We start from the raw sequence: 19,109 nt of genomic DNA on the forward strand, positions 1-19,109 counted from the left end.
GGGGTGCTCGATAGCTCCAACACCCCACCCCTTTCCGTAGGTTCACAATCAAAGGGTGCCGGGGGGCCGGCCATGTTTCACGAGGTTCGTGCGGCGGGACGTTGGTGCTCAACCGGAGACGAGGTCGCGGGTGAGGGAGGGGATATCCGGTGTGCCTGCCAGGGCCATGGCTTGGGCCAGCTCCGCGGTGAGCTCGGTGAGCAGCCGTTGCGGAGTCAGGTCGGCCGCCTTCTCCAACTGCGCTTCTCCCACTCCTTGTTGGTCGACGTTGGCCAGGAGGTGTTCCGGCGGGACGGTCTCCCATACGCTCGGGCCGGTGCGGTATTTCTGCCCGACGACGGGGGTGTCCGCGGTCAGGACGACGGCTTTGGCCCCGGCCTGCCGCGCACGGTCCAGCAGTTCCACGGTCAGCTGTCTGTCGCGCAGCACGTACGCCTGCACCCACCATGGGCCGGAGTCCGCCAGGGGCGCCGAGCTGCTGTCTACACTTGGCCGGGCTACCGCGTGGCCGTGGGCTCGCAGTGCTGCCTGATGAGCTCAAAGGAGCGGAGACGGTGGCGGAGGTCGTAGACGGGTGTGGTCAGCATGAGTTCGTCTGCTCCGGTCTCACCGGCCAGCTGGGCCAGCCGGCCCACGACGCTCTCGGGCGTCCCGATGGCCTGCTGGGCGCGGAAGCCGGCCAGGGCCTGTCGCTCCTGTTCCGTGAAGGGGTGGGCGGTCGCCTCCTCAGGAGTGGGGAAGGGGATCTCGCTCATGCCCTTGAGGAGCCCTGCCTTGACGACGCTCATCGGCCCGATGTGCCACGCCGCCTCCTCCTCCGTCTCGGCGCACACCGTCTCCACGCACAGCAGCACTCGGGGCTGTGCGCACCACCGGGACGGGGTGAAATCGGCCCGGTAGCGTTCCAGCACTGCCTGGGTGTTCTGCGGCCTGATGTGGTGTGCGACGGCGATCGGCAGGCCGAGTTCCGCGGCGAGGGCCGCGCCCGCGGTGCTGGAGGCCAGCAGCCAGGGTTCCGGCAGCGGGCCGAGGGCGACTTCGTCGACCAGGAACGACAGGATCGCGGCCACGTCGTCGTGGTACTCCGCATCCGTCGTCGGGCCGGCTCCGCGGCGCAGCGCCCGTGCCGTGGCATCGTCGAACGTGCCGGGGCCGCGGCCCACTCCCAGGTCGATGCGGTCCGGGTGCAAGGCGGCCAGTGTGCCGAACTGTTCCGCGAGGGTGAGGGGTGCGTGGTTGGGTGCCAGTACTCCGCCCGAACCGAGCCGGATGGTCGAGGTCGATGCGGCGGCGTGCGCGATCAACACGACGGGCGGGAATGCGCCGATGGCGGGGGAGTGGTGGTGCTCGGCGTACCAGATCCGGTGGTAGTCCAGCCGGTCCAGTCCCTGTGCGAAGGCGGCGGTGTCGCGCAGGGTGTCCACGGCTCGGGTGCCGGACTGGACCATTGCGACTTCCAGCGCTGAAAGCGGTACATCGATCATGCCGTCAGCATAGGGAACGACTGTTCGGTGAGGGGTTGGAGGTGCGTGCTGCGCACCGCGCAGGTCGGTTTGTGGGGCGTGGCACTGCGAAGAGGGCGGGATCCTCGATGACGACGGCAGCGGATTCCTCTTCCCCGAGCGCAGCAGCCAATCGACGTACCGTCAGCGTGCGCTTCCGTAGGGCTCGGTGGGGTGCTTCCTGCGCGAATGCCGATGAAACTCGGTTGGCAGCTCGGCGCCGTGGTCGCCGGATGGGCACCCGAAGGGCTGCTCGACACCTACGACGCCGAGCGTCGTCCCCTGGGTGCCTGGGTCTCCGACACCACCGACGCTGCCGCCGTCGCCGGCCTCGAAGCCGCCCTGCACCGTTGGGCCGGCGCGCCGCTCGACGCCGCGACCGACGCTTCCCGGCCGGTGGGGAACGCGTCGCGGAACACGCGGTAGCGCACGCCGTCCCGCCGCTGCCCGTCCCGGAAGGTGCTGCTGTGCGGTTCCCCTGTTGCCGGGTGAGCGCGCGTGCCCGACCGGTGCCGGGGCGGGCGTGACAGTCCCCGCCCCGGCACCGCGCGGTTACTTGGGCGTCAGCCCTCCACGCCGTAGTACTGCGCGAGGAACCCGGTCACCTCCTCCGCGTGCGGCAGCAGCTCGGGCAGGTGCGCGGACAGGGCGGTGCGCACGGCCTCGGCGAGCTCGTCGCGACCGGTGGCCGCGGCCTTGACGTACGGGTCGAGACGGCGGATGAGTTCGTAGTTGCTCTCCACGTCGAGCTCCCGCATGGTGCGCTCCAGCGGCGGGGCGCCGGCGGGCGGTACGGGCGGCAGGAGCCGGCTGACGAAGGTGACGCGGTGCATCACCCGCCAGCACGGCGGCTTGCGGTCCGACTGACGGGCCTGGCGCAGGGCCGCGGCGTTGGGGTCGGCGGTGCTCTCCAGCCACTTCGGGTCGACGACCTTGTGGAAGAAGGTGTCGAAGTGCTCGGTGTCCTCGCCGAGGTAGAAGCTGAGGAACCGGTAGGCGTCGACCTTGCCGGGGGCGTTGACCGGGTTGCCGTCGCTGTCGTAGACGGGCTTGCGACCGGCGTCGTACTTCTGGAGGTTGCCCGACGGCGCGCAGGTGACGTCCAGCCCGAAGGAGCGGGTGGCCTGCCTGCCGCGGGCCCGGGTGGCGGTCATGCCGCCCCCGAGCGACGCGTCGAGCTGGGCGCTGATCCCCACGCCCATGACGTCGAAGGACGTGCCGACGGAGGCGCCCACCGAGCCGGACAGCGAGTACGAGCCGGAGGTCGTCTCGCTGACGGCGTCGGCGGTCTCGGTGGTCTCGGCGAAGAAGCCGCCGTCGGCCGTCCACACATAGGTGTTGATCAGGTCGCGGCGGGAGAAGCCCTCACCGGTGCGGCCGCCGGCCGCGTCCTGCGCCGGGGCTGGTGAAGCATCGCCGCCGATCGCGCCGCCGAGCACCCGGCCGGCCCGTTCGGCGGTGGCGTCGGGGGTGTGGGGCTCGGTGGAGACGGTCTCGTAGTAGCCCCGCAGGCGCTGCTGTTCCCGCTGGATGCGGCGCTTGATCGCGTATGCCTCGCGCGGCTTGTAGTAGCTGTACTCGCCGTGCTCCCGGGCGCCTGCGTAGTCCGGGTCGAGGACCTTGCCGCGTTCGTCGTAGCCGACGGCACCGTCCAGGGTGCCCTGCTTGGTGTAGCGCGGGTTGAGGGGGAACGGGACGACGTTCCAGTCCTTGGGGATGTCGGGGTTGGGCTGGATGCGGTAGGCGACCAGGGCGCCGCTGTGCGCGAGGCGCAGCGCGAACACGTCGGCCGTCTGGGACTGGACGACGGCGAAGCCGGTGTTGACGGGGACGTAGCGCCGGCCCAGTGCCGCGTTGAGCGGCTTCAGGGGATCCTCCCAGCTGCCCGCGAGGTCGACCTGCATGGCGCGGGTGGTGTTCTGACCCTGCGAGACCGCGGTCTCGTCGGCCCAGGTGTGGGAGAACTCCAGGCTGCCGCGCACGCCCGCGGACACCTTGGCCTTCGCCATCGACTTGGCGACGCCGAACCCCAGTGGGGCGGTGATCATCCACATGTCGACGTCGACCTCGTTGGACAGGGCGAAGGAGAAGGCGGCGTCCACGCTGCGCTCCTTGGCCGACGACAGCGAGTGCACGACCTCCTCGGCCTCGGTGAACTTCACCGAGGAGACACTGTCGTACGTCGCGCGCTCGGGATCGATCGTGTTCGGGGTGAGGTTCTCCGACGGTACGGGCGGCGCGCCCTCGACGTAGCCGATCAGCTGCGGGTCGAACTGCACCTGGCTGACCCACTCGCTGACCAGGTCGCCCACCTTGTAGCCGGTGACCAGATGCCAGCGGCCGTCGCGCAGGTAGCCGTACGCGCGCTTGAGGACGCCGAACGCCTCGCCCTTGGCCGAGTACTGCATGTCGGCGTACTCACCGACGGCCGGAGCGCCGGAGATCGTCTCGTGGAACGGCGTGCGCATCGCGGCGAGAGCCGAACGGACCTGCGCCGTGTCGCTGGAGACGGGCGCGGTGGACAGCACGGCCGCCGGGCGGCGCGGGGCCTCGGGCAGCGTCAGATGGTTGCCGCGCAGCCCCTCGTCCTGGACGAGCCCGGCACCCTCGTCGGTGGAGGCGCGGTCGAACGACCAGGAGGCGAGCAGGTCCTCCTTCTCGCCCCGGAGCCGGGTGAAGAGGTTGTCGAGGACCTGCTCCTGGGTGCGGGCCGTGCGCCAGATGCGGACCTCCTCCAGGACGCCGTGGAACGGCTGGGTCACCCGGTCCTCCGCGAGCCGTGCGCCCAGGGTGAACGCGCGGTCTCCGTAGCCGGCGAAGTCCGTGTTCGCCAGCGGGTCGCAGGCCACCGAGACGCCGTTGCGGTACAGGCGCAAGAGGCTGCCGCGCGGGTCCGGGTTGCGGGTCCAGCGGGCGCCGCGCAGCCGGGCGGTGTGCGAACCGGTGGCGTCGGCGGCGGTGTTGCCCGCGTTCTCCTCGAAGCGCCAGTGCGCGGTCATACCGCGATCGCGCGCCGAGACCGGCGTGCCGAGCCGGGCCGCGTCCCGCGCGGTGCCCCACACCCGGGCCTCGGAGACGATGCCGGTCAGGGCGTGGGTCTCCAGGCCGTCGAGGGCCCGGCCGATGTCGAGGGTGCCGGCGTTGCCCCTGGCGCCGGGGCCCTCGTACCGGGCGGTGCCGGCTTCGCCGCCGTCGATGAAGAAGCGGACGTCCTGCCACTCCTGGACGTCGACCGACTCCACCAGCTCGATGTTCTGCTTGACGGGCTTGCCGTCGGGGCCGGCCGCGGTGATCTCCTTCGTGCCCTTGCGTTCCTGCATCGACCGCCCGCTCTTGCGGACGACGGCGAGCCGGTGGAACGCCCCGGCCCGCACGGCCTCGGAGGAGGTGAACCGCACCAGCTTGCCGTCGGGTTCCTCGAAGCCGAACTCCAGCCTGCCGTCGGGCAGCACCAGCAGCCGGTACGGAACGCTGCCGCCGGCGCCGTCGGCCGCGCGGCCCTTGGACAGCAGGCCCTGCGTGGTGCCGAGGGCGTCGACGCGGCAGAAGACCTCCAGGGTGAGGTCGTCGGCGATGTCGAGCGCGTCGTTGTCGGGCGCCTCCACGTACCCGCCGTCGGCCAACTCGACGGCCCAGGACTGCTCGTGGGCGGCGGCGAGATGGGCCCATTCGTGCGGGGCGAAGGTGGCGCGGCTGGCCACCAGTTGGTCGCCGGCCCCCGCGACGATCCGGTACGCCGTGTCCGCTGCCCGGTCGATGGCGGCGGGCGCGGTCGTGGTGGTGACGCCGCCGCGCAGGTGGACGTGCCGGTCGTGCCCGGAACGGTCCAGGACACCGGGCTTGCCACCCACCTGGGCGAGCGGATCGCCGCAGGGCCAGTAGCCGGCGAGCCCGGCCTCCTGGCCGGTCAGCCGCCGGTTCTTCAGGTCCCGGACCTCGGCCAGGGTGCGGGCGGTGCCCCAGAGCCTGACCTCGTCCATCTCGACCGCGGCGTAGTCGGGCACCCAGCCGGCGAAGGAGCTGCCGAAGCTGAAGAGGCCGTCTCCCTGGTAGGTGCCCGACGCGACGCGCCGGGCTTCCTCGACGCCGTCCTTGAAGATCACCTGTTCCCGGGTCGGCGCGTCGAACGCGCAGGCCCAGTGGTGCCAGTCGGTGTCGTCGTTGCCGTAGTTGGTGGTGACGTCGTCGCCGTAGAACCCGAACCTGAAGGCGCTGGTCTCGGTGAGACCGATGTGCAGGGCGTTCCGCGTGCTGCCGTGTGACGTCCCGTGACCGATGACGTACTGGGCCTTGCCGTCCCACTTCGTCGTGCGGCGCGCCCAGAACTCCACGGTGAAGGACTGGCCGGCGAGGCTGAAGCCGTTCTCGGTCAGCGCGACGCCGCTCTTGCCGTCGAAGGCCAGGGCGGGCACGGCGGTGGCGGACGGAGCGAGCAGGCCCAGCGTGTACGGGACCTCACCGGTGCCGGCGTGGACGATCCTGGCCGCCCCGGACACCTCCTCGGGGTTGACCCACGCCTCCAGGGTCAGGTCACCGCTCGCCGTGATCCGCTCCAGGTGCTCCTGCGGCAGGGTGAGGACGTTCTCCCGGCCGTCGAAGGAGTACGCCCGGCCGGGCTTGTCCGCGCGCCAGCGGCAGCCGTGTCCGGCGACGAGGTCCGAGACCTCGCCCAGTGGGACCTCCCGCGCCGTGCCCGGGTCGGCCAGCACCAGCCGGGAGCCCACGGAGAGCGGTACGCCGGGGCGGTTGGAGGAGGCGCGGCGGTCGTCGTAGCGCAGCCGCTGTACGGACTCGCCCGGCTGCGGCTCGGGGCCGCCCTCACCGGCGTCCAGCCGGAGCGACGTGGCGCCGGGCGGGTACTCGGCCTCCGTGAGGTAGAGGTGGCCGCCGACCGTGACGGGCGTACGGGCGGGCACGGTGACGGAGAGGGGTTCGGCGAGCCGGAGGACGCCCCCGGCGACGTCGCCGGCCCGGCCGCCCGACAGGAGTCTTGTGGTCGCGTCGAACGACTTGACCACGCCGACCGTGACGGGCTCCTCCGGGGTCCCGTTGACGATCGCGGCGAAGTCGGCGGCCCGGCGCGGCAGCCCCCGCCAGGTCTCGCGCTCCGCACCCCGCTCGATGGCCATGTCGCACAGGCCGGGACCGTCACCTGCCGTGACCCGGATCGTCACCGAGTCCAGACCGGTGCCCGAGTCGCGGGCGGTGAAGGTGACTCCCTGCCCGTCGCCCGTCATCAGCCGGCGGGAGGCGCGCACGACCGTGGTGTCGTAATAGGTGGCGAAGAACTGCCCGCTGGCGCCGCGGAAGTAGAGCACGACGTTGCCGGTGGCGCTGTCCAGCAGATACGGCCGGTCGGCCGAGCGGGCGAAGGCCAGCAGCGCGCCGGACGAGCTCAGGCCGGTGCGGTCGAGGGAGAGCTGGGGCATGGGCAGCGCGATGTCGTCGTCGCCCTTGAGACCTCCGGTGAGCCGGGCGAGCTCGTCGCGCGCGGCCGTCAGCTCCGCCTGGTGCACCGCGATCTCGCGGCGGCGCCGCTCCAGCAGCTCGTGCTGGGGCCGCAGTTCGGCGAGCTGGGCGTCGAGCGCCTCCACGCGCCTGCCCGCGTCGCGGATGTCGGAGTGCCCGAACTCGTGGAGGGCGACCCGCTCGAAGGCGATCAGCCCCTCGCCGGACTCGGTGACCGGGGCGAGGTCGTACTGGACGACGCGGTCGCCGAGCCGGTCGGGCGCGCACACCGCCTTCTTGCTGTGTCGGTTGACGACGGTGCTGCAGCCGTCGCTCCGCTCGTCTATGTGGAAGTGGGTGTTCCAGGCGGTGGTGTTCCGCGGCCACACGATCAGGGGCGCGTCGTTGTCCTGGCGCTCACCGGCGACGTTCATGTCCTTGCCGGTGTGCGGATTGTGCAGGTGGTAAGGCGTGGGGCCGCTCCAGGAGGCCCCCGGGGGAACCAAGACGGCCCACAGCGCCGACTTCGCGTCCTTGTCGGAGGTCCTGATGAGCGGCGGTTCGCTCCCGGCACCGTCGTCCCGCACGGCGAGGTACTGCGGCTGTCCGTCCCGGGTGTTCTTGAAGCGGAGCCGGCACGTCCAGCCGCCGATGTCCTGCCACCTGGCGTAGTACCCCTCGCGCAGGCGCTCCAGTTCCGGCACGTCGGAGGTCCGCCGGGCAAGGTCGGCGACCTCGCTCTCCTTGGCCGCGATGTCCTGGACCAACTGCCGGATCCGGCCGTCCAGTTCGCTGATGGTCTCGACGTCGGCGCTGCCGTCCGGCGCGGCGAGCACCGGCAGCGCCAGCTCGTCGGGGATCTGGGCGAGTCGTCCGTCGCGCCCCACGCCGAGGTCGATCGTCGCCAGGTACGACTCGCCCGTCTCCGCACCGGTCCTCGGGTCGGGGCCGGAGGTGGCGTACGACAGTAGGACCCGGGCCTGACGCTTGGCGGGCCGGGGCTCCCGGTCGTAGCCCGTGGTGGTCTCCTCCTGCTGGTGGTAGAGGACGGCTGCCAGGCCCGAGACGGTCTGCCGGCCGGCGACGGCGAAACTGTCGCGGCGCACACCGGGGTGGTCACCGATGGGGGTCTGGGAGGTCACCCACCGGGGGCCGCCGAGGAGTTCGCCGTGGTGGGCGTGGTCGGTCTGGTCGTGCAGCCGGGTGCCCGAGCCCTCGTCGAAGCGGTAGTACGCGACGAGGCCGGGATCGTTGCCGATGAGGCGGACGCTCTTGTCACGCGTGAGTTCGTCCTGGGTGCGGACGCGGTCCCAGATCCGAACCTCGTCCAACTCCGCCCGGGCGCCGCCGAACCACAGGGCCTTGCCCAGCAGCAGCGGGCCGGCGCCGGCGTAGGCGCCGTCCGCGGTACGGGTGCCGACCTCGGCCCCGTCGCGGTAGACGGTCTGGCGGCGCGTGGCGTGCTCGAAGACGCAGGCCCAGTGGTGCCAGGCGGTGTCGTCACCCGTTACGTCGGTGTTGAAGTCGTCGGCGAAGAAGGAGAAGGCGAAGCGATCGTCGGCCCGGAAGCCGATGTGCAGGGAGTTGTGGGCGGTGCCGGCGGCGTCGCCGTGGCCCACGAGGTACTCCTCGCGGCCGGTCGCGGTGCGCCGCGCCCAGAACTCGACCGTGAAGTCACGGCCGGCGAGCTCGGGCCCCTCGGCGACGCGCACCTGGGCGTCGCCCTCGCCGAACGCCAGTGCGGTCTCCGCATGGCCTTCGGTGCTCACGACGGGTATCAGGGGCATACCGGTGAACGGGCAGGTGCCGGGGGCCGGTTCGTAGACCGCGTCCTGGTGGGCCGGGTCCGGACTGGTCCATGCCTGGGTGCCCTGGAGGTTGAACAAGCCGTCGTGGCCCTGTTCGACGTTGAAGGAGTCGATGCGGCCCGTGGCGTCGTTGTGCGCGAAGACCTGCCAGCGTTGGCGCCCGTGGACGGCGGTGGGCACGAGCAGGGCGGTGAAGTGCCCGCCGGTCAGGTTGCGGACGAAGGACAGTTCCTGTGTGGGCTCGTGGAAGGGGCGGCCTTCCATGTCGGCCGTGCCCAGACTGTCCTTGGCCGAGTCCGGGCGGGTCTTGTGCCGGCTGCGACGGTAGCGGGCCTCCAGGACGGGCTTGAGCTCCCCGCCGACGAGCAGGAACCGGTCGCACAGGAGGGTGTCCGCGACCAGCGGCACCTTGGCGCCCGCGCGGTCGGTGACGTAGTCGCCGCGCTCCGGATCGCCGGAGGATCCGCCGCCGGCCAGCTTGTGGACGGCGTCGGGGTGGGCCGCGCCGATGGACTGGCGCAGCACGACGATGTGCGTACCGTCCGAGAGGGCGTGGAAGGGCGCGGCGGCCGTGAGCCTCGCCGTGGTGGAGAGGACGGGGTCCACTTCCTCCTCGTTCAGCCGCTCGCCGGCGGCCGCCTCCAAGCGCCCGCCGTTCTTCACCACGGGTAACGAGGTGGCCCCTGCGACGGCGAACCCGGTGTCCGTGATCTCGGAGGGGAAGCGCAGCGGCAGCGGGTTCTCCGACCAGTAGGCGGCATCCAGTTCGCCCTTGGCCTCGTCGTGGTGCGCAAGATCGAGAACCGTGTAGACCAGGCGCCGTTGGTCGTCCATCGCCAGGGCCACCGTGGTGCCCTGGTGGCGCACGGTGGTGGTGTGTACGTAAGTGCGGTCGCTGTAGACCTTGAGCAGGTGCTGTTCGCCGGACAAGGGCAGAACTCTCCTAAGAGAAGGATCATGTGAAGCAGCGAGAAAACCCTCGCTGACCTGCGCCGATTCCCCGCAGGCGCAGCGATCACACGATTTACCGAAGCGACCGGACCGTCAAGGAAGGTATTGCGCCACCGCCGGGAGTCAGCGCCCCTGCGGCGGGCGAGGCGGACGGTGCGCCGGTGGCCGAGCCCGTCCGGACTCGGCAGCCCGCCGGGCCGCGGGCCGCCGCTCCGCACCTCGTGCGGTTCCCCAACCACCCGCTCGATGCGGTGCAGTTGGCCGGAAGGGGGCTTTCCGGGGCGATGGGGGAGCGGCGATGCGGGAGTGTTCCGCGGCGTCGGCCACATCGGGCGCACCGGAGCGGACCCGGCCGGGCCGCGTCCGCACCGCACCACTGCGGCCTGGATGACTGCGCGCAGGCCCGCGGAACGCACCAGCGCCGCGACTCTGAGCGACGGCACGGCGACGTGCTGCCTGGCCCGGCAGGGCCGCCCGCCGGTCCGATCGGTTGTCCGGAAGCCGCTCGGAAGCCGCTCGGACGCATTCTCCGTGGACCGGGGGAACGACCACGCCCCGTCTGACGTCTGCATGGGCAGCGCAGCATGCGTCCGCGACATGCGTCAGCGGGTGCCGCAGTCGGCCTGCCTGGCTCTTGAGGGAGCACGGCCGAAGGCAGATAGGGTGAGGACGACGACTGCGACGACGTGAACGTGGCAGATCCGGCGGAGGGCAGGCAGTGTCGGACGAGGGGCGGCTCATCGCCGGACGCTATCGGCTCATCGAGCAGATCGGCCGTGGCGGCATGGGCACGGTGTGGCGGGTGCAGGACGAGGTCCTGGGCCGCCAGGTGGCGCTGAAGCGGCTGCACGCGCAGCCGCAGATGTCCGATGACCAACTCGCCACGCTCTACGAGCGGATGCGCCGTGAGGCGCGCAGTGCCGCCCGGATCGTGCATCCCAACGTGGTCGTCGTCCACGACGTCGTGGACGACGCGGGCCAACCCTGCATCGTCATGGAGTATGTGCCGGCCGTCACGCTCAGCGATCTCCTCGGGCAGCAGGGAACCATTCCGCCGGCGGAGGCGGCCCGCATCGGGTTGGCCATGGTCGCCGCCCTGAGGGCCGCGCATGCCGCAGGCGTACTGCATCGCGACGTCAAGCCGGGCAACGTCCTGCTCGGTGCCGAGGGCCGGGTGGTGCTCACCGACTTCGGCATCGCGATGACCGCCGACGCCTCGACCCTGACCAAGACCGGCGAGATGGTGGGGTCCATCCTCTACATGGCGCCGGAACGCATACGCGGGCGGAAGCCCGGACCGGCTTCGGACCTGTGGGCACTGGGCGCCACGCTGTACCAGGCAGTGGAGGGTCGGCCGCCGTTCCACCGGCCCACCGCGATGGAGGCCGCGTACGCCATCGCCGTCGACCCGCTGGAGCCCATGAGGCAGGCCGGTCCACTGGAACCGCTCATCTCGGCCTTGCTGTCCAAGGATCCGGACGAACGGCCGTCGGCGGAGCAGACCGGACGGGCCCTGCGGTCCGCACGATTCGGGGAACCGGCCGTCCCGACCGCATCGGCCGTCCCGACCGCGGTGACTGGGCCGACGGCGGTGACTGGGCCGACCGCGGTGACTGGGCCGACCGCGGTGACTGGGCCGATGGCGGTGACCGGGGCGAACGGACCGATCGTGGCCCCGGCCCCGGATTCCGCTGCGGTCCCGTCCGCCGGCCAGGACGGCAAGGTCCCGGCTCGCCCCTCGGACGCGGAGGGACAGACGGTACCGAGCGACCCCGCCCGGATCGATGGCGGCGGGGAACGGCGACGGGGCAGCAGGCGCCGCGTTCTCGTCATGACCACCGTCACCGCGACGGCAGCGGCCGCGGCCATCACGGGCGCGCTCTACGCGACCTCGGACCGGGGTACCGACACACCCGCCGCCGGCGTCCCGGAGAACCCCTCCCCGGTCGCCTCCTCGTCCGTGCCACCGCCCATGCCCGAGGGCTTCCACCAGGTCAGCGGGATCGGCGCCGCCTTCCGTGTGCCGGACGACTGGAAGGTCATCAAGCAGTCGGGCGAGTCCGTCACCTACGGCGACAAGTCGGGCCGGGCCGGCCTCACGGTGGGGATGGTGCAGCCCGCCGGTTCGAACCCCCTGCCGCACTTCACGGACATGGAGACGAACACGAAGGTCAACTACCGCGTGTACCGGAGGCTGCGCATGCAGCAGACCGCGTTCCGGGAGCAGCCGGCCGTCGTGTGGGAGTTCACGTTCCAGGGGCGGGCACGCTCCTACCGCGGCATCAAGCTCGGCTTCGGCCGCGAGGGCGGCCGGGAGTACGACATCTACCTCTCAGCGCCGGAAACCGAGTGGGACGCCTACCGCCCTGTCTTCGACAAGGTCACGGACGCATTCGCGCCGATCGGGCGCTGAATCCCTGACGCGGGCGGGGATCACCGTCCCGTCATCAAGGCGGTCGGGCATGAGATTCCGCGCCCGAGTGGGGGCGAGAACGGGAGATCGTCGGCGGGCCGTCAGGTGCTCTCCGCCGCCGGGCGCAAGCGGTCCAGCAGGGCGTAGAGCGTCGTGCTCTCGACGTCGCTCAGGGCGTCGAGGGCGCCGTGTGTCTCCTGCATCTCCTCGCGCACGCGGCGGATGATCTCGCGACCCGCGTCGGTCGCGACGACGTTCTTCACCCGGCGGTCCGCGGGGTCGGCCGCACGGCGGACCAGCGCGCGGGCCTCCAGGCGGTCCACGATCCCCGTGACGTTCGACGCGTCGCAGGCCAGCACGGCAGCGAGGCCGCGCATCGGCAGCGGGTCGTCGAGCTGGGCGAGGACCTTGGCCTGGGTGGCGGTGAGGCCGTGGTGGGCCGCGGTGGTCGCGAAATCTCGCCACTGGGCGGTGCCGATGGCGGCGAGCAGCTCCAGCAGTTGGAGCTTGGTCGGGGCCTGTGGGGCGGTGGCACTCATGGTGGGAGCGTACCCAAGATGCTTCACATCATCAATTGTTTACTTGACCGCCTGAACTATTGAGGTCTACCGTCGTCTACGGAATCGCTTGACCACCTGAAATATCTACGAGCTGAAGCACTGAGAAGGTCCCGCCAGCTATGAGCCACGTCGTGTCCGCCCCCGCCGCCGGGCAGCGGAACGAGACGATCATCGTCTTCGCCCTGAGCCTCGCCGCCATGGTCGTGTCGATGATGCAGACCCTGCCCGTCCCGATCCTGGGCCTGATCCGAAATGACCTCGGCGCCTCGGCCGCCGATGTCAGCTGGGTGACCACCGCCACCCTGCTGTCCGCCGCCGTGTGCACCCCGCTGCTCGGCCGGTTCGGCGACCAGCACGGCAAGAAGCCCACCCTGGTGGCCGTGCTCGTCGTCATGGTCGTCGGCTCCGTCGTCGCCGCGGTCGCGAGCTCGCTGCCGCTGCTGATCCTGGGCCGGGTGCTCCAGGGAGCCGCCACCGCGATCTTCCCGCTGGCCCTTTCCGTCCTGCGGGAAGAGGTCCGGCCGCAGAAGCTGCCCGGCGCCATGGCCCTGGTCAGCGGCACCCTCGCGTTCGGCAGCGGGCTCGCGCTCGTCGCCACCGGCCTGCTCACCTCCGGGGCCGACGCGGACTACCGCAACGCCTTCTGGATGGCCACCGGCTTCGCGGTCCTCGCCCTGCTCGCCGTCGTCCTCCTGGTCCCGGCGACCCGGCACAAGAGCGGCGGACGCACGGACTTCCTCGGTGCCCTCACCCTCGGCACAGCCCTGCTGCTGCTCCTGCTGCCGATCTCCCAGGGGCACGAGTGGGGCTGGGCCTCCGGTCGTACGCTGGGCGCCTTCGCCGGCGCGGCCGTCATGATCGCGGTCTGGGTCCTGACCGAGCTCAAGGTCCGCGAACCGCTCGTCGACATGCGGATGTTCATCCACCGCCCGGTCCTGATGGCCAACCTCGCCGGCATCCTCGTCGGCTTCGGCATGTTCGCGAACTTCCTCGGTGTCTCCTACCTGGTGCAGATGCCCAAGGCCCTCACCGGCTTCGGCTTCGACGCGTCCATCCTGCGCGCATCCGTCCAGTTCCTGCTGCCCGGAGCGGTCATCTCCCTGCTCGCCTCGCCCGTCGGCGGCCGGCTCGTCCGCCATCGCGGCCCCCGGCTCGCGCTCGGCATGGCCGCCATATGCGGAAGCCTCGGCTTCGGCTGGCTGGCGCTGGACCACGCCCACACCGCCTCGGTGATCGGAGCCGGCCTCCTGACCGGCGCGGCCGTCAGCTTCGGCTACGCCGCCATGCCCGCCGTCATCATGGCGAGCGTCCCGCACCACCAAAGCGGCATCGCCAACGGCATCAACTCGATATCCCGCTCCACCGGCAGTGCGATCGGCAGCGCCATCGTCACCACCATCCTGGCGTCCAGGACGATCGAGCACCTGCCGGCGGGCGTTCCGCCGCTGCCCGCCGAGTCCGGCTTCACCCTCACCTTCGGGATCGGGGCCGTCGCGTTCGTGCTGGTCGCGGTGATCAGCTGGCTCGGCCTGCGCGCGCCGCGCGACCCCCGGGCAGCCGAGGCGGATCCGGCACGTGCGGGAAACTTGTCAACTCCGACTGCTGAAACGGCCGTTGCCGAACAGGCCGCGGAGCCCGCGGTCCCGGCCGAAGCCGTCCTGGCCGAAGCCGTCCTGGCCGATGCCGTACCGGCCGAAGCCGTCCTGGCCGATGCCGTACCGGGCGAAGCTGTCCTGGCCGATGCCGTTCCGGCCGGGGCCGGGTTCCACGGCCTGGTTCGGGACGCCGCCGGCGAGGTGCTGGGCGGTGCCGCCCTCACCCTCATCGCGCCGGACGGTCGGCAGGTGGGCCGCACGCTCTCCCAGCCCGACGGCCGGTACGCCCTGCACGCACCGGCCGGTGGCCCGTATGTCCTGATCGCCGCCGCCGACGGCCACCAGCCGCAGGCCGCCCCGGTCACGGCGGGGGCCGCCCCGGTCGCGTACGGCATCAGGCTTCCCCGCGCCGCAGGAGCGGCCGGCGCGCAGGTGCGGGGCACCGTGAGTGCCGGAGAGGGCGGCCGTCCGCTGCCCGATGCCCGGCTGACGCTGGTCGACGCCGCCGGGAACGTCGTGCGCACCACCCTCACCGACGCCGAGGGCGCGTACGCCTTCACCGACGTGACCGCGGGCGACTACTCGCTCATCGCCAGTGGCTACCCGCCCGTGGCGTCGCCGCTGGCCGTCGAGGGCCACGGCACGGACGGCTTCGACGTGCACCTGGTGCACCCCTAGGCCGATACCTACCGAATATCCACTGACGTCCACTGATACGCACAAGGAGCATCCCGATGGCCATCTCCACATCCTCCGCCTCCCGCGCGGCCGAGATACTCTCCCGGCCCGTCACGCTGAACGGCCTGACCGTCCCGAACCGCATCGTGATGGCGCCGATGACGCGGATGTTCTCCCCGGGCGGTGTGCCCGGCGAAGACGTGTGCTCGTACTACGCCCGTCGTGCCGCTGCCGGCGTGGGCCTGATCGTCACCGAGGGGACCTACGTCGGCCACGAGTCCGCGGGACAGAGCGACCGGGTGCCCCGCTTCCACGGTGAGGAGCAGCTGGCGGGGTGGGCGAAGGTCGCCGAGGCCGTGCACGAGGCGGGCGGCACGATCGTGCCGCAGCTGTGGCACATCGGCATGGTGCGCAAGCAGGGCGAGCCGCCCTACGCCGACGCCCCTGCCGTCGGTCCCTCCGGCATCCGCGTCGACGGCACCGAGGGCACCGGCAAGGCGATGACCCGGGGCGACCTGGACGATGTCATCGGCGCCTTCGTCGAAGCCGCCGTGGCCGCCGAGCGGATCGGCTTCGACGGCGTCGAACTGCACGGCGCCCACGGCTACCTCCTCGACCAGTTCCTGTGGGCCGGCACGAACCGCCGTACCGACGCCTACGGCGGCGACCTGGTGGCCCGTACGAAGTTCGCGGCCGAGATCGTGGCCGCGGTCCGTGAGAGCGTCTCGGCCGACTTCCCGGTGATCTTCCGTTACTCGCAGTGGAAGCAGGAGGCATACGACGCGAGGCTCGCCGAGACCCCGGAGGAGCTGGAGGCGATCCTGGCCCCGCTCGCCGCGGCCGGCGTCGACGCCTTCCACGCCTCCACCCGGCGCTACTGGCTGCCGGAGTTCGACGACGCGGACCTGAACCTGGCGGGCTGGACCAAGAAGCTCACCGGCAGGCCCACCATCACCGTCGGCTCGGTCGGCCTCGACGGCGACTTCCTCCGTGCGTTCGCAGGTGAGGGCGCCGCGGTCGGCAGCATCGACAACCTCCTCGACCGCATGGAGCGCGACGAGTTCGACCTGGTCGCCGTCGGCCGCGCCCTGCTCCAGGACCCGGAGTGGGCGGCGAAGGTCCTGACCGGCCGCTTCGGCGAACTGCACCCGTATGACGCGGCGGCGCTGAAGACGCTGAGCTAGGCGGGCCGGCCTGGCCCGTCCACGGGAGGGGATCCGCGCGAACGCCTTCCGCAGACGACGCCACGGCGGCAGACATGGCAGCCGCACCTGACGCAGGGCACCGGTGGTCTCACCGGTGCCCTGCTGCCGTTCCGAGGCGTGCCGCGACCACGCCCGGCCGCGGTGTGCCGTCGGGCGACCAAAACGGGGCCCAAGTCCCGGATCGTGGAACCGAGTTCAGCACCCGAAGCGCCGGCCGGATTCAGGGCGGATTGCGATGCCCGTCGGAAGCCTGATGTACCCCGTGCTGTCCCGGGGCGCCCGAGGGAACCCGACACCGGCACGTCATGCCTCTTGGCGCGAGCGTCAGAGCTGGTCAGGCGTCCACACGCAAACGAAATGCCACGTGAGAGACTTAGCTCATCATTCCCAGAGAATTCGGAACGTATGGCGAGAGACCCGGACGGCATAACTGACCCCCCTGGCGCCCAGCATGGGGTTCGGGTGAAACCGCGACCTCTGGTGGCTGCGGGGACAGGGCTGTGTGTCGCGCTGCTGTTGGCCGCACTGTCGCTTCTGCTGCTCTCGGCGGCCCAGCATCTGCGTTCTCTTCAGGGCGGCGTGCAGGCCCCAGCGACGCTGCACGAGGCCGGTTCGTGCATATTGGGCGATTGCCGGGTCGAGTTCGAGGCCAACGGGCGGACCGTGGTCGCGAACCTGCCGGTGGGCAGCAGCGGCGGCAAGAGAAGCGTCGGCGACCGTATGACCGTCCGGTACCAGGCGGACGATCCGCGGGTGGTCGCCCGCGAAGACGATGTCGACGGCAGTGGGGTGGTGCTGTTGGCGATGACGGCGGGTGTCGGGGCCCTGGCCTTCCTGCTGCTGTCGGTCATGGCAGCGGTCCAAGTGGTACGCCGGCGGCTTTCTCGACGCTAGAGGTTGTCCGGTGGGTCAAGGCGTCCGGTGCAGAACTCCCACCCCGGACTCCCTGGCGGCCGCACGCCGTCCGGACCGGCAGTCGAACGGAGTGTTACGTCGTTACAGGGCGAAGGTTCTCTCATGCGGCACTCGTTCTGCGCCTGGCGGGACCCCGTCAGTGTCCGTGCGTGCGCCGGCGGGAGGCGTTCGCCTGCCACTCGCGGCCGATGGAACGCATCAGCGCCGGGTACACCCCGAGGTAACGGAAGGGCTTGATGGCGGCCATGTAGAGGGTTCCGAACGGCCCGTTCGGCTTCACCAGGACGGCCATCTGGCCGCGGTAGCCGCCGGATCCGTCCGGGACCCAGCCGATGTGCATCACCGCGTGCACGGTCTTGTTGGCCATCTCGGCGGCCCACTCGTCGTCCCGCTGGTAGAGGGAGGTGAACGGGGAGGCGCCGAGGTCGGGGCCCTGGGGGCCCTGGCGAAGGTCTGCCGGCATCCGGTCGCGCAGGGAGGGCAGTCGGGTGCCGATGCCGCTGCCGGCCGTGTCCCAGCCGAGCAGTGCTCCGAGCTTCCAGCGGACGGCGAAGAGCGCGTGGGAGACGAGACCTTCTCCCTTCACCCCGCCGACGAGTCCTTCGGCGGTCTGGCGGACCAGCCAGGCGAGGTCGTCGGGGCCGCCGGGGGTGGGCAGCGCCCATACGTCCTCCACCGTGAAGTCCTCGGCGATCTCGTGGACCCGCCAGGGGCGGTCGGTGTGGGCAGTGCGGGGAAGTCGCATGAGTAGACCCCTGTCCGTGATCTATACGGTGGCGTATAGATCGAGCGTAGAACCATCTATACGCCCCCGTATACTCAGTGGGGACGTGAGGAGGCACACATCATGGGCGCGACCCGCACGCCACGGGGTAAGTGGATCGAGGAAGGACTGCGCGCACTCGTCGCAGGCGGCCCCGAAGCGGTCCGGATCGAGGCGCTGGCGCAGGCGCTCGGCGTCAGCAAGGGGGGCTTCTACGGATACTTCCGCAATCGGGACGCGCTGCTCACCGAAATGCTCGACACCTGGGAGTACGAGGTCACCGAGAGCGTGATCGAGCAGGTCGAGAGCGGCGGGGGAGACGCCAGGGCCAGGCTGGCGCGACTGTTCGGCATCGTCGCCGCCGCCGCTGACGGGCCGGTGCGGGGCACCACCGCCGACATAGCGATCCGTGACTGGGCCCGCCGCGACGCGGCCGTCGCCGAGCGCCTGCGCCGCGTCGACAATCGCCGTATGGACTACCTGCGTTCGCTGTTCTCTTCCTTCTGCCCCGACGAGGACGAGGTCGAGATCCGCTGCCTGATCTCCGTCTCGGTGCGCATCGGCAACCACTTCTATGCCGCCGACAACGGCCGGCGCAGCCGCGCGGAAGTGATGGAGCTGATCAGGCAACGGCTGTTGACCTAGGGCGCTTCTGACGGATCTCCGCGGCGTCGCGGTGCCTGGCGCGCGCTGAAGCGGGTGGCGATCGGGCCGTGGGCAGGTCGCCGTGCACCCTGTAGCGTGTAATGTATGGACAGCGAAAATGACCCTTACGAGTTGCGGGTGGGTGTGCCCTCCGTCGAGGTCTTCCGGCGGCTGCGGAACGATGCCGGGCTCTCCGACAAAGCCCCCGAGGCGGTGGCACTCGCCCTGCCCAACACGTGGTACGGGGTGGTCCTCCACCATGAGGGCGAGCCCATCGGCATGGGGCGGATCGTCGGTGACGGTGGTACCGCTTTCCAGATCGTCGACATCTGTGTGCATCCCGCGCATCAGGGGCGTGGCCTCGGCAGACGCATCATGGTTGCACTGACCGAGGAACTGGAGTGCCGGGCGCCCGCCACCGCCTATGTCTCGCTGATCGCGGACGGGCCGGCGCGCTTCCTCTACGAGAAGTTCGGCTTCGCGGACACCGCCAGGCACGACTCGGTCGACATGTACCGCCTGATGGGCGCGAGTTGACGGCTTCGCGCTCGGATGGGGCGTACCAGGCAGGGCCTCCGGAACTCAGGCAGGGGCCAGGGCGGCCGGTCCCGGCGGCCGGTCGCCCT

At 71.3% G+C, this 19,109-nt stretch carries 11 protein-coding genes and 2 pseudogenes; 8 read left to right on the plus strand and 5 right to left on the minus strand.

Translation table 11 applies throughout. The features are described 5' to 3' along the window. Positions 1-108: 108 nt before the first annotated feature. On the minus strand, positions 109-522 hold the full coding sequence (locus MOV08_RS41435; protein WP_338057435.1) for an alpha-hydroxy-acid oxidizing protein: 414 nt from the start codon (positions 520-522) through the stop codon (positions 109-111). Continuing rightward, positions 498-1,484 carry an LLM class flavin-dependent oxidoreductase gene (locus MOV08_RS41440; RefSeq protein WP_275311359.1) on the minus strand — a complete coding sequence of 329 codons (987 nt, stop codon included), beginning with the start codon at positions 1,482-1,484 and terminating at the stop codon, positions 498-500. The genes MOV08_RS41435 and MOV08_RS41440 overlap by 25 nt, the downstream gene beginning before the upstream one ends. Before the next feature lie 213 nt (positions 1,485-1,697). Between MOV08_RS41440 and MOV08_RS41445 the strand changes: the two are divergent. Continuing rightward, positions 1,698-1,817, plus strand: a pseudogene (locus MOV08_RS41445) (FAD-dependent monooxygenase); the annotation flags it as partial. Positions 1,818-2,065: 248 nt separating this feature from the next. On the opposite strand, the gene MOV08_RS41450 reads toward MOV08_RS41445, so the two are convergent. After that, positions 2,066-9,688 carry a LamG-like jellyroll fold domain-containing protein gene (locus tag MOV08_RS41450; RefSeq protein ID WP_275311360.1) on the minus strand — a complete coding sequence of 2,541 codons (7,623 nt, stop codon included), beginning with the start codon at positions 9,686-9,688 and terminating at the stop codon, positions 2,066-2,068. 739 nt (positions 9,689-10,427) lie between these two features. Here MOV08_RS41450 and MOV08_RS41455 point away from each other — a divergent pair. Further along, positions 10,428-12,122: a serine/threonine-protein kinase gene (locus tag MOV08_RS41455; RefSeq protein ID WP_275311361.1), complete on the plus strand. Its 1,695-nt coding sequence runs from the start codon at positions 10,428-10,430 to the stop codon at positions 12,120-12,122. A gap of 101 nt (positions 12,123-12,223) precedes the next feature. Here the strand turns inward: MOV08_RS41455 and MOV08_RS41460 are convergent, their stop codons facing one another. Next, positions 12,224-12,661 (minus strand): MarR family winged helix-turn-helix transcriptional regulator, encoded by a 438-nt coding sequence (locus MOV08_RS41460; RefSeq protein WP_039639424.1) that lies wholly within the window; start codon positions 12,659-12,661, stop codon positions 12,224-12,226. Positions 12,662-12,801: 140 nt separating this feature from the next. Here MOV08_RS41460 and MOV08_RS41465 point away from each other — a divergent pair. From MOV08_RS41465 to MOV08_RS41480, 4 genes and pseudogenes are all read left to right on the plus strand, one after another. Then, positions 12,802-14,256 (plus strand): annotated as a pseudogene (locus MOV08_RS41465) (MFS transporter); the annotation flags it as partial. 12 nt (positions 14,257-14,268) lie between these two features. Further along, entirely contained in the window at positions 14,269-14,955 is a 687-nt protein-coding gene (locus MOV08_RS41470; RefSeq protein ID WP_420834322.1) for an MSCRAMM family protein, read from the plus strand. Positions 14,956-15,011: 56 nt separating this feature from the next. Then, positions 15,012-16,139, plus strand: a complete 1,128-nt coding sequence (locus MOV08_RS41475) for an NADH:flavin oxidoreductase (protein ID WP_275311362.1) — start codon at positions 15,012-15,014, stop codon at positions 16,137-16,139. A gap of 537 nt (positions 16,140-16,676) precedes the next feature. Further along, a complete protein-coding gene (locus MOV08_RS41480; RefSeq protein WP_275311363.1) occupies positions 16,677-17,054 on the plus strand; it encodes a hypothetical protein in 378 nt (125 codons plus the stop codon). A 157-nt stretch (positions 17,055-17,211) separates the two neighbouring features. On the opposite strand, the gene MOV08_RS41485 is transcribed toward MOV08_RS41480, so the two are convergent. Beyond that, entirely contained in the window at positions 17,212-17,820 is a 609-nt protein-coding gene (locus tag MOV08_RS41485) for a DUF2867 domain-containing protein (RefSeq protein WP_275311364.1), read from the minus strand. A 102-nt stretch (positions 17,821-17,922) separates the two neighbouring features. Between MOV08_RS41485 and MOV08_RS41490 the strand changes: the two genes are divergently transcribed. After that, positions 17,923-18,483, plus strand: a complete 561-nt coding sequence (locus MOV08_RS41490) for a TetR/AcrR family transcriptional regulator (protein ID WP_275311365.1) — start codon at positions 17,923-17,925, stop codon at positions 18,481-18,483. 105 nt (positions 18,484-18,588) lie between these two features. Next, positions 18,589-19,020 (plus strand): GNAT family N-acetyltransferase, encoded by a 432-nt coding sequence (locus MOV08_RS41495; protein WP_275311366.1) that lies wholly within the window; start codon positions 18,589-18,591, stop codon positions 19,018-19,020. Positions 19,021-19,109: the final 89 nt, after the last annotated feature.

This window comes from Streptomyces yunnanensis (genome assembly GCF_029011865.1).
Taxonomy (GTDB): domain Bacteria; phylum Actinomycetota; class Actinomycetes; order Streptomycetales; family Streptomycetaceae; genus Streptomyces; species Streptomyces yunnanensis.

Bases quoted from the DNA above. Each gene is read 5' to 3' on its own strand.
- MOV08_RS41440 (WP_275311359.1), bottom strand. From the start codon at position 1,484: ATGATCGATGTACCGCTTTCAGCGCTGGAAGTCGCAATGGTCCAGTCC.
- MOV08_RS41460 (WP_039639424.1), bottom strand. From the start codon at position 12,661: ATGAGTGCCACCGCCCCACAGGCCCCGACCAAGCTCCAACTGCTGGAG.
- MOV08_RS41475 (WP_275311362.1), top strand. From the start codon at position 15,012: ATGGCCATCTCCACATCCTCCGCCTCCCGCGCGGCCGAGATACTCTCC.
- MOV08_RS41485 (WP_275311364.1), bottom strand. From the start codon at position 17,820: ATGCGACTTCCCCGCACTGCCCACACCGACCGCCCCTGGCGGGTCCAC.
- MOV08_RS41490 (WP_275311365.1), top strand. From the start codon at position 17,923: ATGGGCGCGACCCGCACGCCACGGGGTAAGTGGATCGAGGAAGGACTG.
- MOV08_RS41495 (WP_275311366.1), top strand. From the start codon at position 18,589: ATGGACAGCGAAAATGACCCTTACGAGTTGCGGGTGGGTGTGCCCTCC.